The sequence below is a fragment of the Streptomyces sp. NBC_01723 genome (genome assembly GCF_036246005.1).
Classification (GTDB): domain Bacteria; phylum Actinomycetota; class Actinomycetes; order Streptomycetales; family Streptomycetaceae; genus Streptomyces.
Genome location: NZ_CP109171.1, coordinates 5,973,875 through 5,989,893 on the forward strand (window position 1 = coordinate 5,973,875; position 16,019 = coordinate 5,989,893).

Sequence of the window (16,019 nt, forward strand, 5' to 3'; positions counted from 1 at the left end):
TGCAGGTGCGACACGCCCGGTTCACGGGCGGGTCGCCCACTCGTAGCGGTGTTCCGGGCGGCCCGCGTCGCCGTACTTGAGCGTCAGCCTGGCTCGTCCCGTGCGCTCCAGTAGCTTCAGATAGCGCTGTGCGGTCTGGCGGCTCACCCCGGTCCGTTCGGCGATCTCCTGGGCTGAGAGCGGTCTCTCGGACTTCATCAGGCACTGGCGCACCGACTCGGCTGTGGTGGGGGAGTGGCCCTTGGGCAGCCCCGGTTCCGACGGCGCCGACAGGGCGCCGAAGATCCGGTCCACCTCCGCCTGCTCCGCCTCACCGCCCCCGTCGAGGGTGCGCCGCAGCTCCGCGTACGCCTCCAGCTTGGCGCGCAGCCCCGCGTAGGCGAAGGGCTTCACCAGATACTGCAGGGCTCCCTGCCGCATCGCCGCCTGGACGGTCGACACGTCCCGGGCGGCCGTCACCATGATCACGTCCGTCTGGTGGCCACGCCGCCGCATCTCCTGGACGACCTCCAGGCCGGTCCGGTCGGGCAGGTAGTGGTCGAGCAGGATCAGGTCGAGGCGCGGCAGCCGTTCCACGCTGCGCAGCGCCTCCACGGCGCTGTGCGCCTCGCCCGCAACGTGGAAGCCCGGCACCTTCTCGACGTAGGCGGCGTTGACCCGCGCGACCCGCGTGTCGTCGTCCACGATCAGGACCTCGATCATCGGGACTCCTCCTCGGCAGCGGTGTTCACGGGGGTGGGGGCCGGTACCGCGCGGGCACTGGGGACGCGTTCCAGGTCCGCCTCCGCCAGTGCCTCGGGCAGGACGACCACGAACTCCGCGCCTCCGCCGTGCGCCGCGTCGACGGTGGCGCTGCCGCCCTGCCGCTCGGCCAGCCTGCGCACCAGCGACAGCCCTATACCGCGCCGGCGGTGGGCCGGCGGCTCCTTGGTCGACCATCCCGCCGTGAACACCAGCTCGCGGTGTTCCGCCGGGATCCCGGGCCCGGTGTCGCGCACCCGGAGCGTGGTGGCGCGCCCCTGTGCGCGCAGTTCGACCTCCACGCGCGCGTGCGGCGTCCCAGCGGTGGCGTCGAGGGCGTTGTCCACCAGGTTGCCGACGATCGTGACGAGCCCCCTGGGGTCGACCAGCCGGTCCGGCAGCCGCGTCCGGTCCGACACCCAGAGGGTCACTCCGCGTTCCGCCGCGACGGTCGCCTTGCCGACCAGCAGGGCGGCCAGCAGCGGGTCCTGGATCCGCTCGGTGATCTGCTCCGCGGTCACCCGGTGATCGCCGACCACCTCCCCGACGAACTCCACGGCGTCGTCGTACATCTCCAGTTCGAGCAGCCCCAGCAAGGTGTGCATGCGGTTGGCGTGCTCGTGGTCCTGAGCGCGCAGGGCGTCGATCAGGCCGCGTGTCGAGTCCAGCTCCCGGCCGAGTTGCTCCAGCTCGGTGCGGTCGCGCAGGGTGGCGACCGCGCCTCCGTCGTCGGTGGGCATCCGGTTGGCCACCAGGACCCGCTGGCCGCGGACCGTCAGCAGATCGGTGCCGGTCGCCCGGCCCGCCAGGACGTCGGCCGTGCGCCCCGCGCCGAGCGCCTCGTCGGGGGAGCGGCCGACGGCCTCGGCGCCGAGGCCGAGCAACCGCTGCGCCTCGTCGTTGAGCAGCCGCATCCTGCCCTCGCGGTCCAGGGCGACCACACCCTCCCGGATGCCGTGCAGCATGGCCTCGCGCTCCGCGAGCAGGCCTGCGATGTCCGAGAAGGCCAGGTCGCGGGTCTGCCGCTGCACCCGGCGCGAGATGAGCCAGGCCGCCAGCGCGCCCACGGCCAGGGCGCCCCCGGCGTACGCGAACAGGCCCGGAATGGCGTGGATCAGCCGTGCCCGCACGCTGTCGTAGGCGATGCCGACCGAGACCGCTCCCACGATGTCGCCGTCGGCGTCGCGCAGGGGCACCTTGCCGCGTGCGGAGCGGCCGAGGGTGCCGTCGTCGATCTCCATCACGTCCCGTCCGGCCAGCGCCTGCCCGGGGTCGGTCGAGACGACCTCGCCGATCCGTGACGGGTCGGTGTGCGACCAGCGCACGCCCTGCCGGTCCATCACGACGACGTACTCGGCCTGTGTGGCCTTCCGGATCCGCTCCGCCTCCGCCTGCACCGGCCCGTCCGTCGTCGGACGGGTGGTCCGCAGTTCCTCGGCGACCTGCGGCTGCTGCGCGGTGGTCTGCGCGATCGCCAGCGCCCGGCGCATCGCCTGGTCGTCCAGCTGGTCGCCGAGGGGTGCCAGGAACAGCCCGGTCGCGAGCACCGCGACTCCCGCGGCGATCGCCAGCTGCATCAGCAGCACCTGCGAGAACACCCGCCGCGGCAGGCCGAGGCGCCTGCGGCGTACGGGGGGAGTGGAGCTCATACCCATGACCGTACGTGGGAGGCGGGGGCATCCCGTAGAGGGATGTGGCGCGGATCTCCCGTACGCGCTCCGGGCGGGCCGGTCCGTCCACGCGTTCCGGCGGGGCGGTGCGGCCCCGCGGGACGGGCGTGCCGGTGCGTATGACGCGTCCGCGCGGGCCGGTGCGTCAGCTCGCGAGAGCCGCCGTCACGGTCAGTGCGCGCACCGCCGTGGCCTCCATGCGCGCCGGTGAGCCGAGGACCGAGGCCCCGCAGCTCTCCGGGCGCGGCGGCGACGACGGGCCCTGGGCGACGGTGACCCGCCAGTGCCGCCCGTCCGCGTGGGCCAGGGTCACCTCCCAGCGGGGCGCGGCACCGTCCGTCCGTACGACGCTCAGCGCCCCGGCCCCGGCCTCGCCCAGGGTCGAGCGCAGGGCCAGCTCGGCGGCCTGGCCGGGACGCTCCCACGCCGAGTTCCCGCGGCAGCCCTCGACGACGATCCGGCCCTCCCGGGCGCCGTGCAGGATCTCCTTGACGTCGTGGGCCTGGACGCGGCCGTAGACGTATCCGTGGGGCAGGACGAGCACGGTCGGCGAGAAGCGGTGGCCTCCCAGGTGCGTGACCTCCCAGACGCCCGTCGCCCCGGAGGCGGCGAGTTCGGCCGCCAGCGGGCGGCCGAGGAGTGCGCAGCAGCGGTCCCGCTTGCCGTTGGTGCAGACGAGAGCCAGAGGATCGCCGAGATGGGGGCCGCCGTCGAGGGCCGAGTCGAAGCCGCGGTGATCGCCCCGGCCGAGCGCCGCGAAATCGAGGTCGAGCAGTCGTCGGGGATCCCTGATCGTGGTGGCGTGCACCCACACGTTCCCCGGCACGGTGTGGGCCGCGTACACCCTGCGTTCGACCGGAGTGCCGCGGTCCGCGTGCCGTCCGGGCCGGCGGATGAGCCCGACGCGCACACCCGTACCCTTCACCGCCTCTTCCAGCGTGCGGCCGAGTGCGGGGTCCAGGTGGCTCGACGTCAGCGCCTTGGCGCCCCACGGGCCGGGCTGTTCGAGAAGCAGCCAGGTCGTCGCGGTGGGCGCGGTGCCCGAAACGGGCTCGTCGAGGTCCCGGGAGACGGTTGAGCACGTACTCACAGAGGTGAGCCTAACCTGACTTCCCGCGCGGTGACTTCCCACCGCGCGGGAACGCTACTCCGGCAGTGGCTGCGGCGGCCGCGGGCCCGTATAGAGCCCACTCGGCCGCATCCGCAGGGGGCGCTCCCCGTACTCCTCCAGCGCGTGCGCGATCCAGCCCGCCGTGCGGGCCACCGCGAAGATCGTCTCGGCCGCGGAGGGCGCCATGCCGGAGGAGGCGGTGAGGACGGCGAGGGCCAGGTCGACGTTGGCGTGCAGCGGGGTGTGGCGGGCGGCGGTGGCCTGGACGTCCCGGGCCGCGGCGAGCGCGGGCCCGGCTCGCGGGATGTCCTCCAGGAGCGCGAACAGGGCACGCGCGCGTGGGTCCTCGCCGGGGTAGAGCCGGTGCCCCAGGCCCGGGATGCGCCGGCCGGCCCGCAGCTCCTCGGCGACCACGGGTGCCGCGTTGCCCTGGTCGAGCACCTCCAGCAGCATCCGGTGCGCGAGCCCGCCCGCTGCGCCGTGCAGCGGCCCCTCGATCACGCCGAGCCCGGCGGACACCGCGGCGTAGGCGTGCGCCCGGGCCGACGCCGCCACGCGCACGGCGAGCGTGGAGGCGGCCAGGTCGTGGTCGACGAGCAGGGAGAGCGCGGTGTCCAGGGCGTGCAGTGTCGGCTCGTCGGCGGGACGCCCGCTGAGCCGGGTCCACAGGCGGTGGGCGAGGGGAGCCCGGTCGTCGCTGTCGCGCGCTACGGGCGGCAGCGCGGCTACGAGGGTGGGGATGAGGATGCGCGCGGTGCCCAGTACCGCGCCCTCGGACAGGTCGAAGCGGAGCGGGTCCGCGACCGCGGCGGCGATCGCCGCGACCCGCAACCGGTCGGTGGGGGCGGCGTGTTCGGGCAGGGCGCCGACGGCCCGGCGGGCGACGGTCACGGAGGACTCGGGTGCGGAGAAGGCGGCACCGGAGCGCAGCTCCCCGGTCCAGAGCCATTCGGCGACCTCTTCGTAGCTGTGGCGCGCGGCGAGTTCGACCGCGTCGACGCCCCGGTAGTAGTACCGGTCGCTCTCGATGAGCGTGATGCGGGTGCGCACGGCCAGTTCCTGGCCGGAGGTCGCGGGGGTGCCGGTGTCGCGCCGGTTGCGCCGGGCGAGGGCCCGTACCTCCTCCGCGTCGAAGGTGCTGCCCCTGCCGTCGTGGGTGCGCCGGCTGCCGAGCCGGCCGCGGCTGACGTACGCGTACACGGTCTCGGGTTTCACGCCGAGGAGTTCGGCCGCCTCCTTGGTGGTCAGGCGCCGTTCGGCGTCGTCCGGGCGGCCGGGGTCTTGATCGCGCATGGGGTCACCGTATCGATCCTGAGGGTCCGGCCCGAGCTGCATATTGATGCAATCAATATTGACAGTGGCTCGGTCAAGTATAGACAGTTGACTCAAGTTCGAGGAGGCAATCATGTCTGTCAACAGAACCGCGGCCGGTCCGTCCCCAGTGGCGTCCCCAGCGGCGTCCGTCGAGGTACCGCGCGGGCTCGCCGGTGTCGTGGTGGCCGAGACCGAGGTCGGCGACGTGCGGGGGCTCGAGGGCTTCTACCACTACCGCCAGTACTCGGCCGTCGAACTCGCGCGCAGCCGCGGCTTCGAGGACGTCTGGCATCTCCTGGTGCACGGGGAGCTCCCGGACGCGCGGCGCGGCGCGGCCTTCGCCGCCGAGACCGCGGCGATGCGGAGCCTCCCCGACGCGGTGCGCGCGGCGCTTCCTGCCATCGCTGCGGCCGGCGGGCACTCCGGCCCACTCGCCGGCATGCGCACGGCCCTGTCGCTGCTGGGCGCGGCCCGGGGCTTCAGACCCGTGTACGACCTGTCGGCAGAGCAGCGCCGCCAGGACACCCTGGTGGCCGCGGCCGCCGTCCCGACGCTGCTGACCGCCCTGCACCGGCTGGCACGCGGACTCGACCCGGTCGAGCCGCGCGAGGACCTGTCCTACGCGGCGAACTACCTCTTCATGTTGACGGGCGAGGAGCCGGACGCCCGGCGCACACGGGCGATCGAGCAGTACTTGATCTCCACCATTGACCACGGCTTCAACGCGTCAACGTTCACCGCGCGGGTCATCGCCTCGACGGGCGCGGACGTCGCGGCGGGCCTCACCGGAGCCGTGGCGGCGCTGTCCGGGCCCTTGCACGGCGGTGCGCCCAGCCGGGCGCTGGACACCCTGGACGCCATCGGCACACCGGAACGCATCGACGGCTGGATCCGCGAGCGGGTGCTCGCCGGTGACCGCATCATGGGCTTCGGCCACGCCGTCTACCGCACCGAGGACCCGCGCTCCAGGATGCTCCGTGAGGTGGCGCAGGGGTTCGGCGGTCCGCGCGTGGAGTTCGCCGTCGAGGTGGAGCGCCGGGTCGAGGCGATCCTCGCGGAGCTGAAACCGGGACGGGAGTTGCACACCAACGTCGAGTTCTACGCGGGCGTGGTCATGGAACTGTGCGGTCTGCCGCGCGAGATGTTCACCCCGACGTTCGCGGCGGCGCGGGTGGTGGGCTGGAGCGCGAACATCCTGGAACAGGCGCGGGACTCGAAGATCATCCGTCCGGCGGCGCGGTATGTGGGGCCGGGGGCGCCGGCCGTGGTGCCGGCGTCCGCGTGAGCACGTAGCCCGGCACGATCAGGTGCCGGGCTCGGCCGGCGGGCCTATGCGGGAGGGTCCTCGGAGGTGTCGTCGCGGCGCTTGCGCAACGAGCGAACAGCCATGACCATCGCCGCGAGGCCGCCCAGGAATCCGCCGATGGCGCCCACCAGGTTGGCTATCTCAGACATCGGGGATGTCCGCCTTGGCCCGGATGAGGGTCTCCCGGCTCACGACGACGATGCGTTCGTAGTCGGCGCGGGCGGCGTCGGCGGGCAGTTCACGCTCCAGCGTCTCGGTGGCCTCGGTGCCGATGACGGCGAAGTTGCCGTCGCTCAGTTCGAAGACGTCCGGGCAGGTGGATCCCGTGGTACTGCCACGAGCGCTGGGAGGCACACCGATGCGGCGCACGATTTTCAAGGGGTACCGGTCCTTAGAGACAGGGGCTGGCGGAGTGACGAGGCCACACCGTACTGGGTGATCGCGGACCACGTCGGCCCGTACGCCGAGAGACACTCCGTCGCTAACTCCGTTGGGTGGCCTCAGTCGTTCGGAGGCGTGCCCACGACCCACCACTCTTCCGTGTCGGCCTCGTCCAGGTCCCTGACGAGAGCGTCGACCACCCGCCCCAGTCGGGCTTCCTCGGAGCGCTCGTCGAGGGAGGCGCGCATGTTCCTCGACGCCTCCCAGTACTCACGGAAGATCGGACTCTGGAAGAACTCCCGCAGGCGCCCCTGGAGCCCTTCCTGATCCAGGAGTCCTGCCTGGTGCACGTGGTAGAGGTTCACGTACCAGGCGTTCGCGTAGAAGAACTGGCGGCGCCGTTCGGCCGGGATGCCCTTGTCGTAGGTGTCGATCACCTCGGCGAGGGACGGGTCGTCGATCGCCCTGGTGAGCAACTCCCAGTGCATACGCTGCTGATGCGCCAGCGACTGCCGCCGACTGGTCAGCTCCTCCAGCTCCAGTATTCGCTCCTGCAAGCGCACCGTCTCCAGCCGCCACTGCCGCGCGGCCAGCGACAGTCCCGCCGTGGCGAGCAGCAGCCCGGTCGCCGCGGAGCCGAACCTCCCCGTGATCTTCTTGCGTGTGGCCATGTCAACCCCCGAATCAGGCGACCGCCCGCCGGTCGTCGAGTGCGGGTCGGCTGACGGGGACCGGCGAGCGATGGGCGGCGCGTGCCACCTCCAGAGTGCCGAGCGGCGCTGATCGGCGGGGAGGCGGAGAGGAGGCGCACGGAGGGAAGCGAGGGTCGCACACTCCGGCGCCTTGCCAGACGCATGCCCCGAGAGTGCTGCTAACAATCGTTCACTCCGCGTCGGCCGCGGCGACTCGTATCCTGAGCAGGCCATTCCGCGCGCGGTGCACGACTTGCCGCGCAACGGCGTACGCGTAGGTGAGAGAGAGGTCGCACGGTGGGGCAGCGCCCGACACGGCAGCAGATCCCGGTCGTCGTACTCGCCGGGTTCCTCGGTTCCGGGAAGACCACACTGCTCAACCACCTCCTCCACCGCAGCGGAGGCAACCGGATCGGCGCCGTCGTCAACGACTTCGGCTCGATCGAGATCGACGCGATGGCCGTCGCCGGCGCCCTCGGCGACTCCACCGTGTCGCTCGGCAACGGCTGCCTGTGCTGTGCCGTCGACGCAGGCGAACTCGACGGGTACCTGGCGCGGCTCGCCCGGCCCGAGGCCGGCATCGACGTCATCGTCATCGAGGCGAGCGGCCTGGCCGAGCCGCAGGAACTCGTGCGCATGGTGCTCGCCGGCGAACAGCCGGAGGTCGTCTACGGCGGACTCGTCGAGGTCGTCGACGCCGCCGAGTTCGACGACACGCGCGCCCGGCACCCCGAGATCGACCGGCACCTGGCCCTCGCCGACCTGGTCGTGGTCAACAAGACCGACCGGGCCGAGGACGCCGAGCGCGTGCTCGCCCTCGTCCGCTCGCTCAGCGACGGCGCCGCCGTCGTGCCCGCGACCTACGGCCGTATCGACCCCGCGTTCCTCTACGAGTGCCGGCCGAGCGAGGAGCGTGTGGGGCAGCTGTCCTTCGACGACCTGCACGACCGCGACGCGGACGGCGCACACACCGAGCACCTGCACGCGGCGTACGACACCCTCTCGTTCGTCTCCGCCGAGCCGCTCGACCCGCGCCGGCTCATGCGGTTCCTCGACAGCCGGCCCGAGGGCCTGTACCGGATCAAGGGGTACGTCGACTTCGGCCCGTACGACCCGCGCAACCGATACGCCGTGCACGCCGTGGGACGCTTCCTGCGCTTCTACCCGGAGCCCTGGCCGCCCGGCGCCGCCCGCCGCACCCAACTCGTCCTCATCGGCTCGGGCATCGACGCGCCCGCCCTCGACAAGGAACTCGACGCCTGCCGCGGCGACACCCCGCACGCCGACGAGCACGGCATGTGGGGCGTCCTGCGCTACGTACCGTCCCCGGACGGCGAAGCCCCGGACGGCGAAGCCCCGGACGGTGAGGAGCCGCCACCCACCGCCTAGGGACCTGGTTCGGAGATGCGTGAGCAGTAGCGACAGATGCGGTCGAGGATCTGGTCGGCGGTCTTGGTCCATTTGAAGGACCGGGCATCGTCGTTCCAGACCTTGAGCCACTCTTCGAGGGCGGTTTTTGGAGGTCGTCCAGGGAGCAGAACACGCCGCGTGCGAGACAGCGCCGTTCCAGCTCGGCGAACCACCGTTCGACCTGCGTCCCTGCGGGCGGCGTCTGCTCCAGGGTGCGGACCACGACCTCTTCCACCTGGGCATCGGTAACGGTCCGCGGCACCCCGGGCCTGGGCTCATCCGCGAGTCCGTCGAGGCGCTGGGCCAGGAACCGTGTGCGCCAGCGGCGCACGGTGTCTCTGCCGCCACCGAGTCGCGCGGCGACGGCGGTGTTGTTCCAGCCGTTCGCGCACGCCAGCACGATGCGTGCGCGAACGGCCAGCCCCTGCGCGGTCGAGCGGCGCTTGGCCCAGTTCTCCAGCGTCAGCCGCTCGGCAGCGGTTTTCGCCTGCGGCAGGTCACACGTTCGCGCTGTGCTGTGGGCATGGGCGATACCCGGCTGGAACCGGTCGTGCTGTCGGAGATCTGAAGCATGGGACGCCTCACGTGGCGACCCACGACCTCAAAACCAGGTCACTGGGCGGGGCCCGCCACCACCGACACCGTCTTCGGCAGCGACACGCCGGAGCCGTCGCGGCGCGGGTCGATGTCCGGGAGCTGGGCCGGTGTGCCGTTCTTCTGGGCGGCCAGCGCCGGGGTCGGGCCCGCCCAGGCGAAGGCCAGGCAGTCCTCGCCCTTCAGGAACCGCTGGCAGCGCACGCCACCCGTGGCCCGCCCCTTGCGGGGGTACTGGTCGAACGGCGTGAGCTTGGCCGTGGTCTGCACGGAGTCGTCCAGGGTGCCGCGTGAACCGGCCACCGTGAAGACCACCCCGTCCACGGCCGGGTCCACCGCCGTGAAGGAGATGACCTTGGCCCCGTCGGTGAGCTTGATGCCCGCCACACCGCCCGCCGGACGGCCCTGGGCGCGCACCTGTGAGGCCTGGTAGCGCAGGAGCTGCGCGTCGTCCGTGATGAAGACCAGGTCCTCGTCACCGGTGCGCAACTCGACGCCGCCGACGATGCGGTCGCCCTCCTTGAGGGAAATGACCTCCAACTCGTCCTTGTTGGACGGGTAGTCGGGCACCACCCGCTTGACCACACCCTGCTCCGTGCCGAGCGCCAGGCCCGGCGAGGACTCGTCCAGGGTGGTCAGGCAGACGACGGTCTCGTCGTCCTCCAGGGACACGAACTCGGCCAGCGGCGCGCCGCCCGCCAGGTTCGGTGCGGGCATGGACTCGGGGAGCTGGGGCAGGTCCACGACGTTCACCCGCAGCAGGCGCCCGGCGGACGTCACCACGCCGACCTCGCCGCGCGCGGTGGCCGCCACCGCCGAGACGATCAGGTCGTGCTTGACGCGCTTGGCACCGGCCTGAGTGACCAGGGGGTCGGCGTTCGCGGTGCGGGCCAGCAGGCCCGTCGAGGAGAGCAGCACCCGGCACGGGGCGTCCGCCACCTGGAGCGGCACGGCGGCGACCGGGACGCCGCCCGACTCCAGCAGCGTCGTACGACGGTCGGTGCCGAACTTCTTGGCGACCGCCGCCAGTTCGGTGGAGACCAGCTTGCGCAGCTCCGCGTCCGAGTCGAGGATCCGGGTCAGCTCCTCGATCTCCGCGTTCAGCCGCTCCTTCTCGGACTCCAGCTCGATGCGGTCGTACTTGGTGAGCCGGCGCAGCGGCGTGTCCAGGATGTACTGCGTCTGCACGTCGCTCAGCGAGAACTGCTCCATCAGGCGCTGCTTGGCCTGCGCGGAGTTCTCGCTGGAGCGGATGAGGCGGATGACCTCGTCGATGTCGACCAGCGCGGTGAGCAGGCCCTCCACCAGGTGCAGGCGGTCGCGCTTCTTGCCCCGGCGGAACTCGCTGCGGCGCCGTACGACGTTGAAGCGGTGGTCGAGATAGACCTCCAGCAGCTCTTTGAGGCCCAGGGTGAGGGGCTGGCCGTCCACCAGGGCGACGTTGTTGATACCGAAGGACTCCTCCATCGGCGTCAGCTTGTACAGCTGCTCCAGGACGGCCTCGGGCACGAAGCCGTTCTTGATCTCGATGACCAGGCGCAGTCCGTGCTCGCGGTCGGTGAGGTCCTTGACGTCCGCGATGCCCTGGAGCTTCTTCGAGCCCACCAGGTCCTTGATCTTCGCGATGACCTTCTCGGGGCCGACCGCGAAGGGCAACTCGGTGACGACGAGGCCCTTGCGCCGGGCCGTCACGGTCTCCACGGACACCGTCGCGCGGATCTTGAAGGTGCCGCGGCCGGTCTCGTACGCGTCCCGGATGCCGGGCAGGCCCACGATCCGGCCGCCGGTGGGCAGGTCGGGGCCCGGCACGTGCTTCATCAGGGCGTCGAGATCGGCGTTCGGGTGCCGGATCAGGTGCCGGGCGGCGGCGATGACCTCGCGCAGATTGTGCGGCGGCATGTTCGTCGCCATGCCGACCGCGATGCCGGAGGCGCCGTTGACCAGCAGGTTCGGGAAGGCGGCGGGCAGGGCCACCGGCTCCCGCTCCTGGCCGTCGTAGTTGGGCCCGAAGTCGACGGTGTCCTCGTCGATGGAGTCCGTCATCAGGCTGGTGGCCTCGGCCATCCGGCACTCGGTGTACCGCATGGCGGCCGGCGGGTCGTCGTTGCCGAGGGAGCCGAAGTTGCCGTGGCCGTCCACCAGGGGCACGCGCATCGAGAAGGGCTGGGCCATGCGCACCAGCGCGTCGTAGATGGACGAGTCACCGTGCGGGTGCAGCTTGCCCATGACCTCGCCGACGACGCGGGCGCACTTCACGTAGCCGCGCTCCGGCCTGAGGCCCATCTCGCTCATCTGGTACACGATCCGGCGGTGCACCGGCTTGAGGCCGTCGCGGGCGTCCGGCAGTGCACGGGAGTAGATGACCGAGTACGCGTACTCGAGGAAGGAGCCCTGCATCTCGTCGACGACGTCGATGTCGAGGATCTTCTCCTCGTACGAGTCGTCGGGCGGCGGGGTCTTCGTGCTACGGCGGGCCATCGCTGCCGGCTCCTTGCTGAAGCGTGAACGGTGATCTGACGCCGTCCATTGTGGACTGCGGCACTGACAGCCACCGACCAGGACCCGTCACGGGCTGCCCGGCCCGGCGCTGCCCGCAGGGTACGCCCTCCTCCCGCGCCCTCGTTCCCGGCGGGCCGCCAACCCCGTTCTCGCTCTCGGCGTAGGAGGCCCGGGAACTCCACCGGCGGCCCGCACGCTTGCATACAGTGGCAGGATCGGCGGAATTCCGCAGTTCCGCCCAATGATCCACCCAGTGATTCCACCAAGGATTCCGCGATCGAAGGGACGTACATGCCCATGGGTCACACGGCCACAGCCCAGGCAGACTCCGGCGGCCTGACAGCGACCGAGCACCGCCTGGCCAACGGCCTGCGCGTGGTGCTCTCCGAGGACCACCTGACCCCGGTCGCTGCGGTGTGCCTCTGGTACGACGTCGGTTCCCGCCACGAGGTCAAGGGACGTACCGGCCTGGCTCACCTTTTCGAGCACCTCATGTTCCAGGGCTCCGCCCAGGTCAAGGGCAACGGTCACTTCGAGCTGGTGCAGGGCGCCGGCGGCTCGCTCAACGGCACCACCAGCTTCGAGCGGACCAACTACTTCGAGACCATGCCCGCCCACCAGCTGGAGCTCGCCCTCTGGCTGGAGGCCGACCGCATGGGCTCCCTGCTGTCCGCCCTCGACGAAGAGTCGATGGAGAACCAGCGGGACGTCGTCAAGAACGAGCGCCGCCAGCGCTACGACAACGTCCCCTACGGCACGGCCTTCGAGAAGCTGACCGCCCTCGCCTACCCGGAGGGTCACCCCTACCACCACACGCCGATCGGTTCCATGGCCGACCTGGACGCGGCCACCCTGGAGGACGCCCGCGCGTTCTTCCGCACGTACTACGCGCCGAACAACGCGGTGCTGTCGGTCGTCGGCGACATCGACCCCGAGCAGACGCTGGCCTGGATCGAGAAGTACTTCGGTTCCATCGCCTCGCACGACGGCAAGCAGGCCCCCCGGGACGGCTCGCTGCCCGACGTCATGGGCGGCCAGCTGCGCGAGGTCGTCGAGGAGGAGGTCCCGGCCCGCGCCCTGATGGCGGCCTACCGCCTCCCGGAGGACGGCACGCGCGCGAGCGACGCGGCCGACCTGGCGCTCACCGTCCTGGGCGGCGGCGAGTCCTCCCGCCTGTACAACCGGCTGGTGCGGCGCGACCGTACGGCCGTCGCCGCCGGGTTCGGCCTGCTGCGGCTCGCCGGGGCGCCCTCCCTGGGGTGGCTCGACGTGAAGACGTCCGGTGACGTCGAGGTGCCGGTCATCGAGGCCGCCATCGACGAGGAGCTGGCCCGGTTCGCCGAGGAGGGCCCCACCGCCGAGGAGATGGAGCGTGCCCAGGCCCAGCTGGAGCGCGAGTGGCTGGACCGGCTGGGCACGGTCGCCGGCCGCGCCGACGAACTGTGCCGGTACGCCGTGCTGTTCGGCGACCCGCAGCTCGCCCTCACCGCCGTGCAGCGGGTGCTCGAGGTGACGGCGGCGGAAGTCCAGGAGGTCGCCAAGGCCCGCCTGCGCCCCGACAACCGCGCGGTGCTCGTCTACGAGCCGACCGCCCCCACCGCCGAGAACGACGCCACCGACGAGAACGAGGAGGCGGCCAAGTGACCGACCTCGCCACCATGGACTTCCACGCCCAGCCGCAGGCCGGCGAGCCCAAGCCGTGGGCGTTCCCCGCTCCCGGCCGCGGCAGCCTGGACAACGGGCTGACGGTACTGCGCTGCCACCGCCCCGGCCAGCAGGTCGTCGCCGTCGAGGTGCTCCTCGACGCGCCCCTGGACGCCGAGCCGGCCGGCCTCGACGGTGTCGCCACGATCATGGCGCGCGCCTTCTCCGAGGGCACCGACAAGCACTCCGCCGAGGAGTTCGCCGCCGAGCTGGAGCGCTGCGGTGCCACCCTCGACGCGCACGCCGACCACCCCGGCGTCCGGCTCAGCCTGGAGGTGCCCGCCTCGCGCCTCGCCAAGGCGCTCGGCCTCGTCGCCGACGCCCTGAGGGCACCCGCCTTCGCGGACAGCGAGGTCGAACGGCTGGTCCGCAACCGCCTCGACGAGATCCCGCACGAGCTGGCCAACCCGGCCCGCCGCGCGGCCAAGGAGCTCTCCAAGGAGCTGTTCCCGGCCGGGAGCCGCATGTCGCGCCCGCGCCAGGGCACCGAGGAGACGGTCGAGGCCATCGACTCCGGCTCCGTACGCGCCTTCTACGAGAAGCACGTCCGCCCCGCCACGGCCACCGCCGTGGTCGTCGGCGACCTCACCGGCCTGGACCTGGACGCGCTGCTGGGCGAGACCCTGGGCGCGTGGACCGGCTCCGCCGCCGAACCCCGTCCCGTGCCGCCGGTGACCGCCGACGACCGGGGCCGCGTCGTCATCGTGGACCGGCCCGGCGCCGTTCAGACGCAGTTGCTGATCGGCCGCACCGGGTCCGACCGGCACGACCGCGTGTGGCCCGCACAGGTGCTCGGCACCTACTGCCTCGGCGGCACCCTCACCTCCCGCCTGGACCGCGTCCTGCGCGAGGAGAAGGGCTACACCTACGGCGTCCGGGCGTTCGGGCAGGTGCTGCGGTCCGCGCCGGACGGCACCGGCGCCGCCATGCTCGCCATCAGCGGCTCCGTCGACACCCCGAACACCGGTCCCGCCCTGGAGGACCTGTGGACGGTGCTGCGCAAGCTCGCCGCGGAAGGGCTCACCGACCCCGAGCGCGACGTGGCCGTGCAGAACCTGGTGGGTGTGGCGCCGCTGAAGTACGAGACGGCCGCGGCCGTGGCGAGCACCCTGGCCGACCAGGTCGAGCAGCACCTGCCCGACGACTACCAGGCGACGCTCTACCGTCAACTGGCCGCCACGGGCACCGTGGAGGCCACGGCGGCGGTCGTGAACGCCTTCCCGGTCGACCGGCTGGTGACCGTCCTCGTCGGTGACGCCGCGCAGATCAAGGAGCCCGTCGAGGCCCTCGGTATCGGTGAAGTCACGGTGGTGGCGGCCGAGTAGCGGTACGCGCGGAGGGCGGCCCCGGTGACCGGAGTGTCACCGGGGCCGCCGTTTGTCCGAATTGAGGGAGAGGCTGCCCGTCTGCCCTGTGGCATGCGCTACAAAAACGCTGTTGCGTTTGAGGATTGAAGACAGCCGCGTTTAGCGTCGTCCGGGCTGTTCGTCAGGCAGTGCGCCGCACCCGCGGCACCGGACAGTCATCGCCGAGTCCCCGTACGGCGCGAGCCAGGGGAGCCGGGGACCCACCGTAGTCCCTGGGGTGAATCGGACGCCCGCGCGCAGCGAGGGGGTCCGTAGGAGACCTTCCACCTCCGAACCCGTCAGCTAACCCGGTAGGCGAGAGGGAAGGAAAGGACCAGCCTCTACATGGCGTTCACGCGCGCCACCGGGAAGCACCGGCGTCCCAGCAGGATGCATCGCAGTACCGCCCGCGCGGCGGGTGTCGCGGCCCTCGCCACCACCGGCGTCGTCGGCACCCTCGCGGCTCCGGCGCTCGCCGCCGAGCCCGAGGTGGAGCGGAGCGGAATCACCCCGGTCATCACCATCGGCGACTCCCTGGCCGAGGAGATCGACGCCCAGGCCCTCGCACAGCGGCAGGCCGCCGCGGACGCCGCCGCCCGTGAGGCGGCCCAGGAGGCCGCGCGCGAGCGGGCCGCCGAGGCGGCCAAGGAGGCACGCGAGGCCAAGGAGCGCGCCGCGCGGGAGGCGGAGCGCAAGCGCCTCAACACCTTCGTCCCGCCGATCACCGCGTCCTACGTCTCCACCGCGTACCAGGCGGGCAGCTCCCTGTGGTCCTCCGGCAGCCACACCGGCATCGACTTCCACGCCTCCAGCGGTACGACCGTGCACGCGGTCGGCGTCGGCACCGTCGTCGAGGCCGGCTGGGGCGGGGCGTACGGCAACCAGGTCGTGATCAAGATGCACGACGGCACCTACACGCAGTACGGGCACCTGTCGTCCATCGGCGTCTCCGTCGGCCAGTCGGTCGACCCCGGCCAGCAGATCGGCCTCTCCGGCGCCACCGGCAACGTCACCGGGCCCCACCTGCACTTCGAGGCCCGTACGAGCCCCGAGTACGGCTCGGACATGGACCCCGTCGCCTACCTCCGCTCGCACGGCGTGAACGTCTGACGGCGGACCCCGCGACACCACCCGAAAGCCCCGGCCGTCCGAGCCGGGGCTTTCGGCTTTCCTCGGCGCGCGGCCGCCCGTAGTAGGCCAAAAAACATCCATGAAATCCGCTCCGCCGTCGGAATATCCTCTTGATTGGCC

General features: G+C 72.1%; 13 protein-coding genes, 1 pseudogene and 1 riboswitch. Of the genes and pseudogenes, 5 read left to right on the top strand and 9 right to left on the bottom strand.

Annotated elements, in window-relative coordinates; genetic code table 11:
- Positions 1-21: 21 nt before the first annotated feature.
- The 4 genes from OIE75_RS27690 to OIE75_RS27705 form a co-directional block, all read right to left on the bottom strand.
- A complete protein-coding gene (locus OIE75_RS27690) occupies positions 22-702 on the bottom strand; it encodes a DUF7342 family protein (RefSeq protein WP_307015480.1) in 681 nt (226 codons plus the stop codon).
- A complete protein-coding gene (locus OIE75_RS27695) occupies positions 699-2,390 on the bottom strand; it encodes a sensor histidine kinase (protein WP_329472423.1) in 1,692 nt (563 codons plus the stop codon). The genes OIE75_RS27690 and OIE75_RS27695 overlap by 4 nt, the downstream gene beginning before the upstream one ends.
- 166 nt (positions 2,391-2,556) lie before the next feature.
- Positions 2,557-3,501 carry a sucrase ferredoxin gene (locus OIE75_RS27700; RefSeq protein ID WP_307015482.1) on the bottom strand — a complete coding sequence of 315 codons (945 nt, stop codon included), beginning with the start codon at positions 3,499-3,501 and terminating at the stop codon, positions 2,557-2,559.
- Positions 3,502-3,555: 54 nt separating this feature from the next.
- Positions 3,556-4,815, bottom strand: coding sequence for a citrate synthase (locus OIE75_RS27705; protein WP_329472425.1), 1,260 nt, complete (start codon positions 4,813-4,815; stop codon positions 3,556-3,558).
- Positions 4,816-4,927: 112 nt separating this feature from the next.
- On the opposite strand from OIE75_RS27705, the gene OIE75_RS27710 reads away from it, so the two are divergent.
- Positions 4,928-6,121 (top strand): citrate synthase/methylcitrate synthase, encoded by a 1,194-nt coding sequence (locus tag OIE75_RS27710; protein ID WP_307015484.1) that lies wholly within the window; start codon positions 4,928-4,930, stop codon positions 6,119-6,121.
- A gap of 44 nt (positions 6,122-6,165) precedes the next feature.
- Here the strand turns inward: OIE75_RS27710 and OIE75_RS27715 are convergent, their stop codons facing one another.
- The 3 genes from OIE75_RS27715 to OIE75_RS27725 all read right to left on the bottom strand — a co-directional run bounded on the left by OIE75_RS27715 (position 6,166) and on the right by OIE75_RS27725 (position 7,194).
- Positions 6,166-6,291, bottom strand: coding sequence for a hypothetical protein (locus tag OIE75_RS27715; protein ID WP_307015485.1), 126 nt, complete (start codon positions 6,289-6,291; stop codon positions 6,166-6,168).
- Entirely contained in the window at positions 6,284-6,520 is a 237-nt protein-coding gene (locus OIE75_RS27720; RefSeq protein WP_307015486.1) for a hypothetical protein, read from the bottom strand. The genes OIE75_RS27715 and OIE75_RS27720 overlap by 8 nt, the downstream gene beginning before the upstream one ends.
- A 122-nt stretch (positions 6,521-6,642) precedes the next feature.
- A complete protein-coding gene (locus tag OIE75_RS27725) occupies positions 6,643-7,194 on the bottom strand; it encodes a DUF6082 family protein (protein WP_234958488.1) in 552 nt (183 codons plus the stop codon).
- A gap of 318 nt (positions 7,195-7,512) precedes the next feature.
- Between OIE75_RS27725 and OIE75_RS27730 the strand changes: the two genes are divergently transcribed.
- A complete protein-coding gene (locus OIE75_RS27730) occupies positions 7,513-8,604 on the top strand; it encodes a CobW family GTP-binding protein (RefSeq protein WP_329472428.1) in 1,092 nt (363 codons plus the stop codon).
- A 223-nt stretch (positions 8,605-8,827) separates the two neighbouring features.
- Here the strand turns inward: OIE75_RS27730 and OIE75_RS27735 are convergent.
- Together OIE75_RS27735 and OIE75_RS27740 are read right to left on the bottom strand one after the other, a co-directional pair.
- Positions 8,828-9,025 (bottom strand): annotated as a pseudogene (locus OIE75_RS27735) (helix-turn-helix domain-containing protein); the annotation flags it as partial.
- A gap of 212 nt (positions 9,026-9,237) precedes the next feature.
- The gene (locus OIE75_RS27740) at positions 9,238-11,697 is read right to left on the bottom strand and encodes a DNA gyrase/topoisomerase IV subunit A (RefSeq protein WP_329472429.1); all 2,460 of its coding nucleotides are present in this window, start codon (positions 11,695-11,697) and stop codon (positions 9,238-9,240) included.
- A 312-nt stretch (positions 11,698-12,009) separates the two neighbouring features.
- On the opposite strand from OIE75_RS27740, the gene OIE75_RS27745 reads away from it, so the two are divergent.
- From OIE75_RS27745 to OIE75_RS27755, 3 genes are all read left to right on the top strand, one after another.
- The gene (locus tag OIE75_RS27745; RefSeq protein WP_307015489.1) at positions 12,010-13,362 is read left to right on the top strand and encodes a M16 family metallopeptidase; all 1,353 of its coding nucleotides are present in this window, start codon (positions 12,010-12,012) and stop codon (positions 13,360-13,362) included.
- Positions 13,359-14,747, top strand: a complete 1,389-nt coding sequence (locus tag OIE75_RS27750) for a M16 family metallopeptidase (protein ID WP_307015490.1) — start codon at positions 13,359-13,361, stop codon at positions 14,745-14,747. The genes OIE75_RS27745 and OIE75_RS27750 overlap by 4 nt, the downstream gene beginning before the upstream one ends.
- Before the next feature lie 191 nt (positions 14,748-14,938).
- A riboswitch (cyclic di-AMP (ydaO/yuaA leader) is annotated at positions 14,939-15,101 on the top strand.
- A 12-nt stretch (positions 15,102-15,113) separates the two neighbouring features.
- Positions 15,114-15,878 (top strand): M23 family metallopeptidase, encoded by a 765-nt coding sequence (locus OIE75_RS27755; protein WP_307015491.1) that lies wholly within the window; start codon positions 15,114-15,116, stop codon positions 15,876-15,878.
- The last annotated feature ends 141 nt before the right edge of the window (positions 15,879-16,019 follow it).

What these genes read in the sequence shown, in the direction of transcription:
- OIE75_RS27690 (WP_307015480.1), bottom strand. Translation starts at nt 702, where the DNA reads ATGATCGAGGTCCTGATCGTGGACGACGACACGCGGGTCGCGCGGGTC.
- OIE75_RS27695 (WP_329472423.1), bottom strand. Translation starts at nt 2,390, where the DNA reads ATGAGCTCCACTCCCCCCGTACGCCGCAGGCGCCTCGGCCTGCCGCGG.
- OIE75_RS27705 (WP_329472425.1), bottom strand. Translation starts at nt 4,815, where the DNA reads ATGCGCGATCAAGACCCCGGCCGCCCGGACGACGCCGAACGGCGCCTG.
- OIE75_RS27710 (WP_307015484.1), top strand. Translation starts at nt 4,928, where the DNA reads ATGTCTGTCAACAGAACCGCGGCCGGTCCGTCCCCAGTGGCGTCCCCA.
- OIE75_RS27715 (WP_307015485.1), bottom strand. Translation starts at nt 6,291, where the DNA reads ATGTCTGAGATAGCCAACCTGGTGGGCGCCATCGGCGGATTCCTGGGC.
- OIE75_RS27725 (WP_234958488.1), bottom strand. Translation starts at nt 7,194, where the DNA reads ATGGCCACACGCAAGAAGATCACGGGGAGGTTCGGCTCCGCGGCGACC.
- OIE75_RS27740 (WP_329472429.1), bottom strand. Translation starts at nt 11,697, where the DNA reads ATGGCCCGCCGTAGCACGAAGACCCCGCCGCCCGACGACTCGTACGAG.
- OIE75_RS27745 (WP_307015489.1), top strand. Translation starts at nt 12,010, where the DNA reads ATGCCCATGGGTCACACGGCCACAGCCCAGGCAGACTCCGGCGGCCTG.
- OIE75_RS27755 (WP_307015491.1), top strand. Translation starts at nt 15,114, where the DNA reads ATGGCGTTCACGCGCGCCACCGGGAAGCACCGGCGTCCCAGCAGGATG.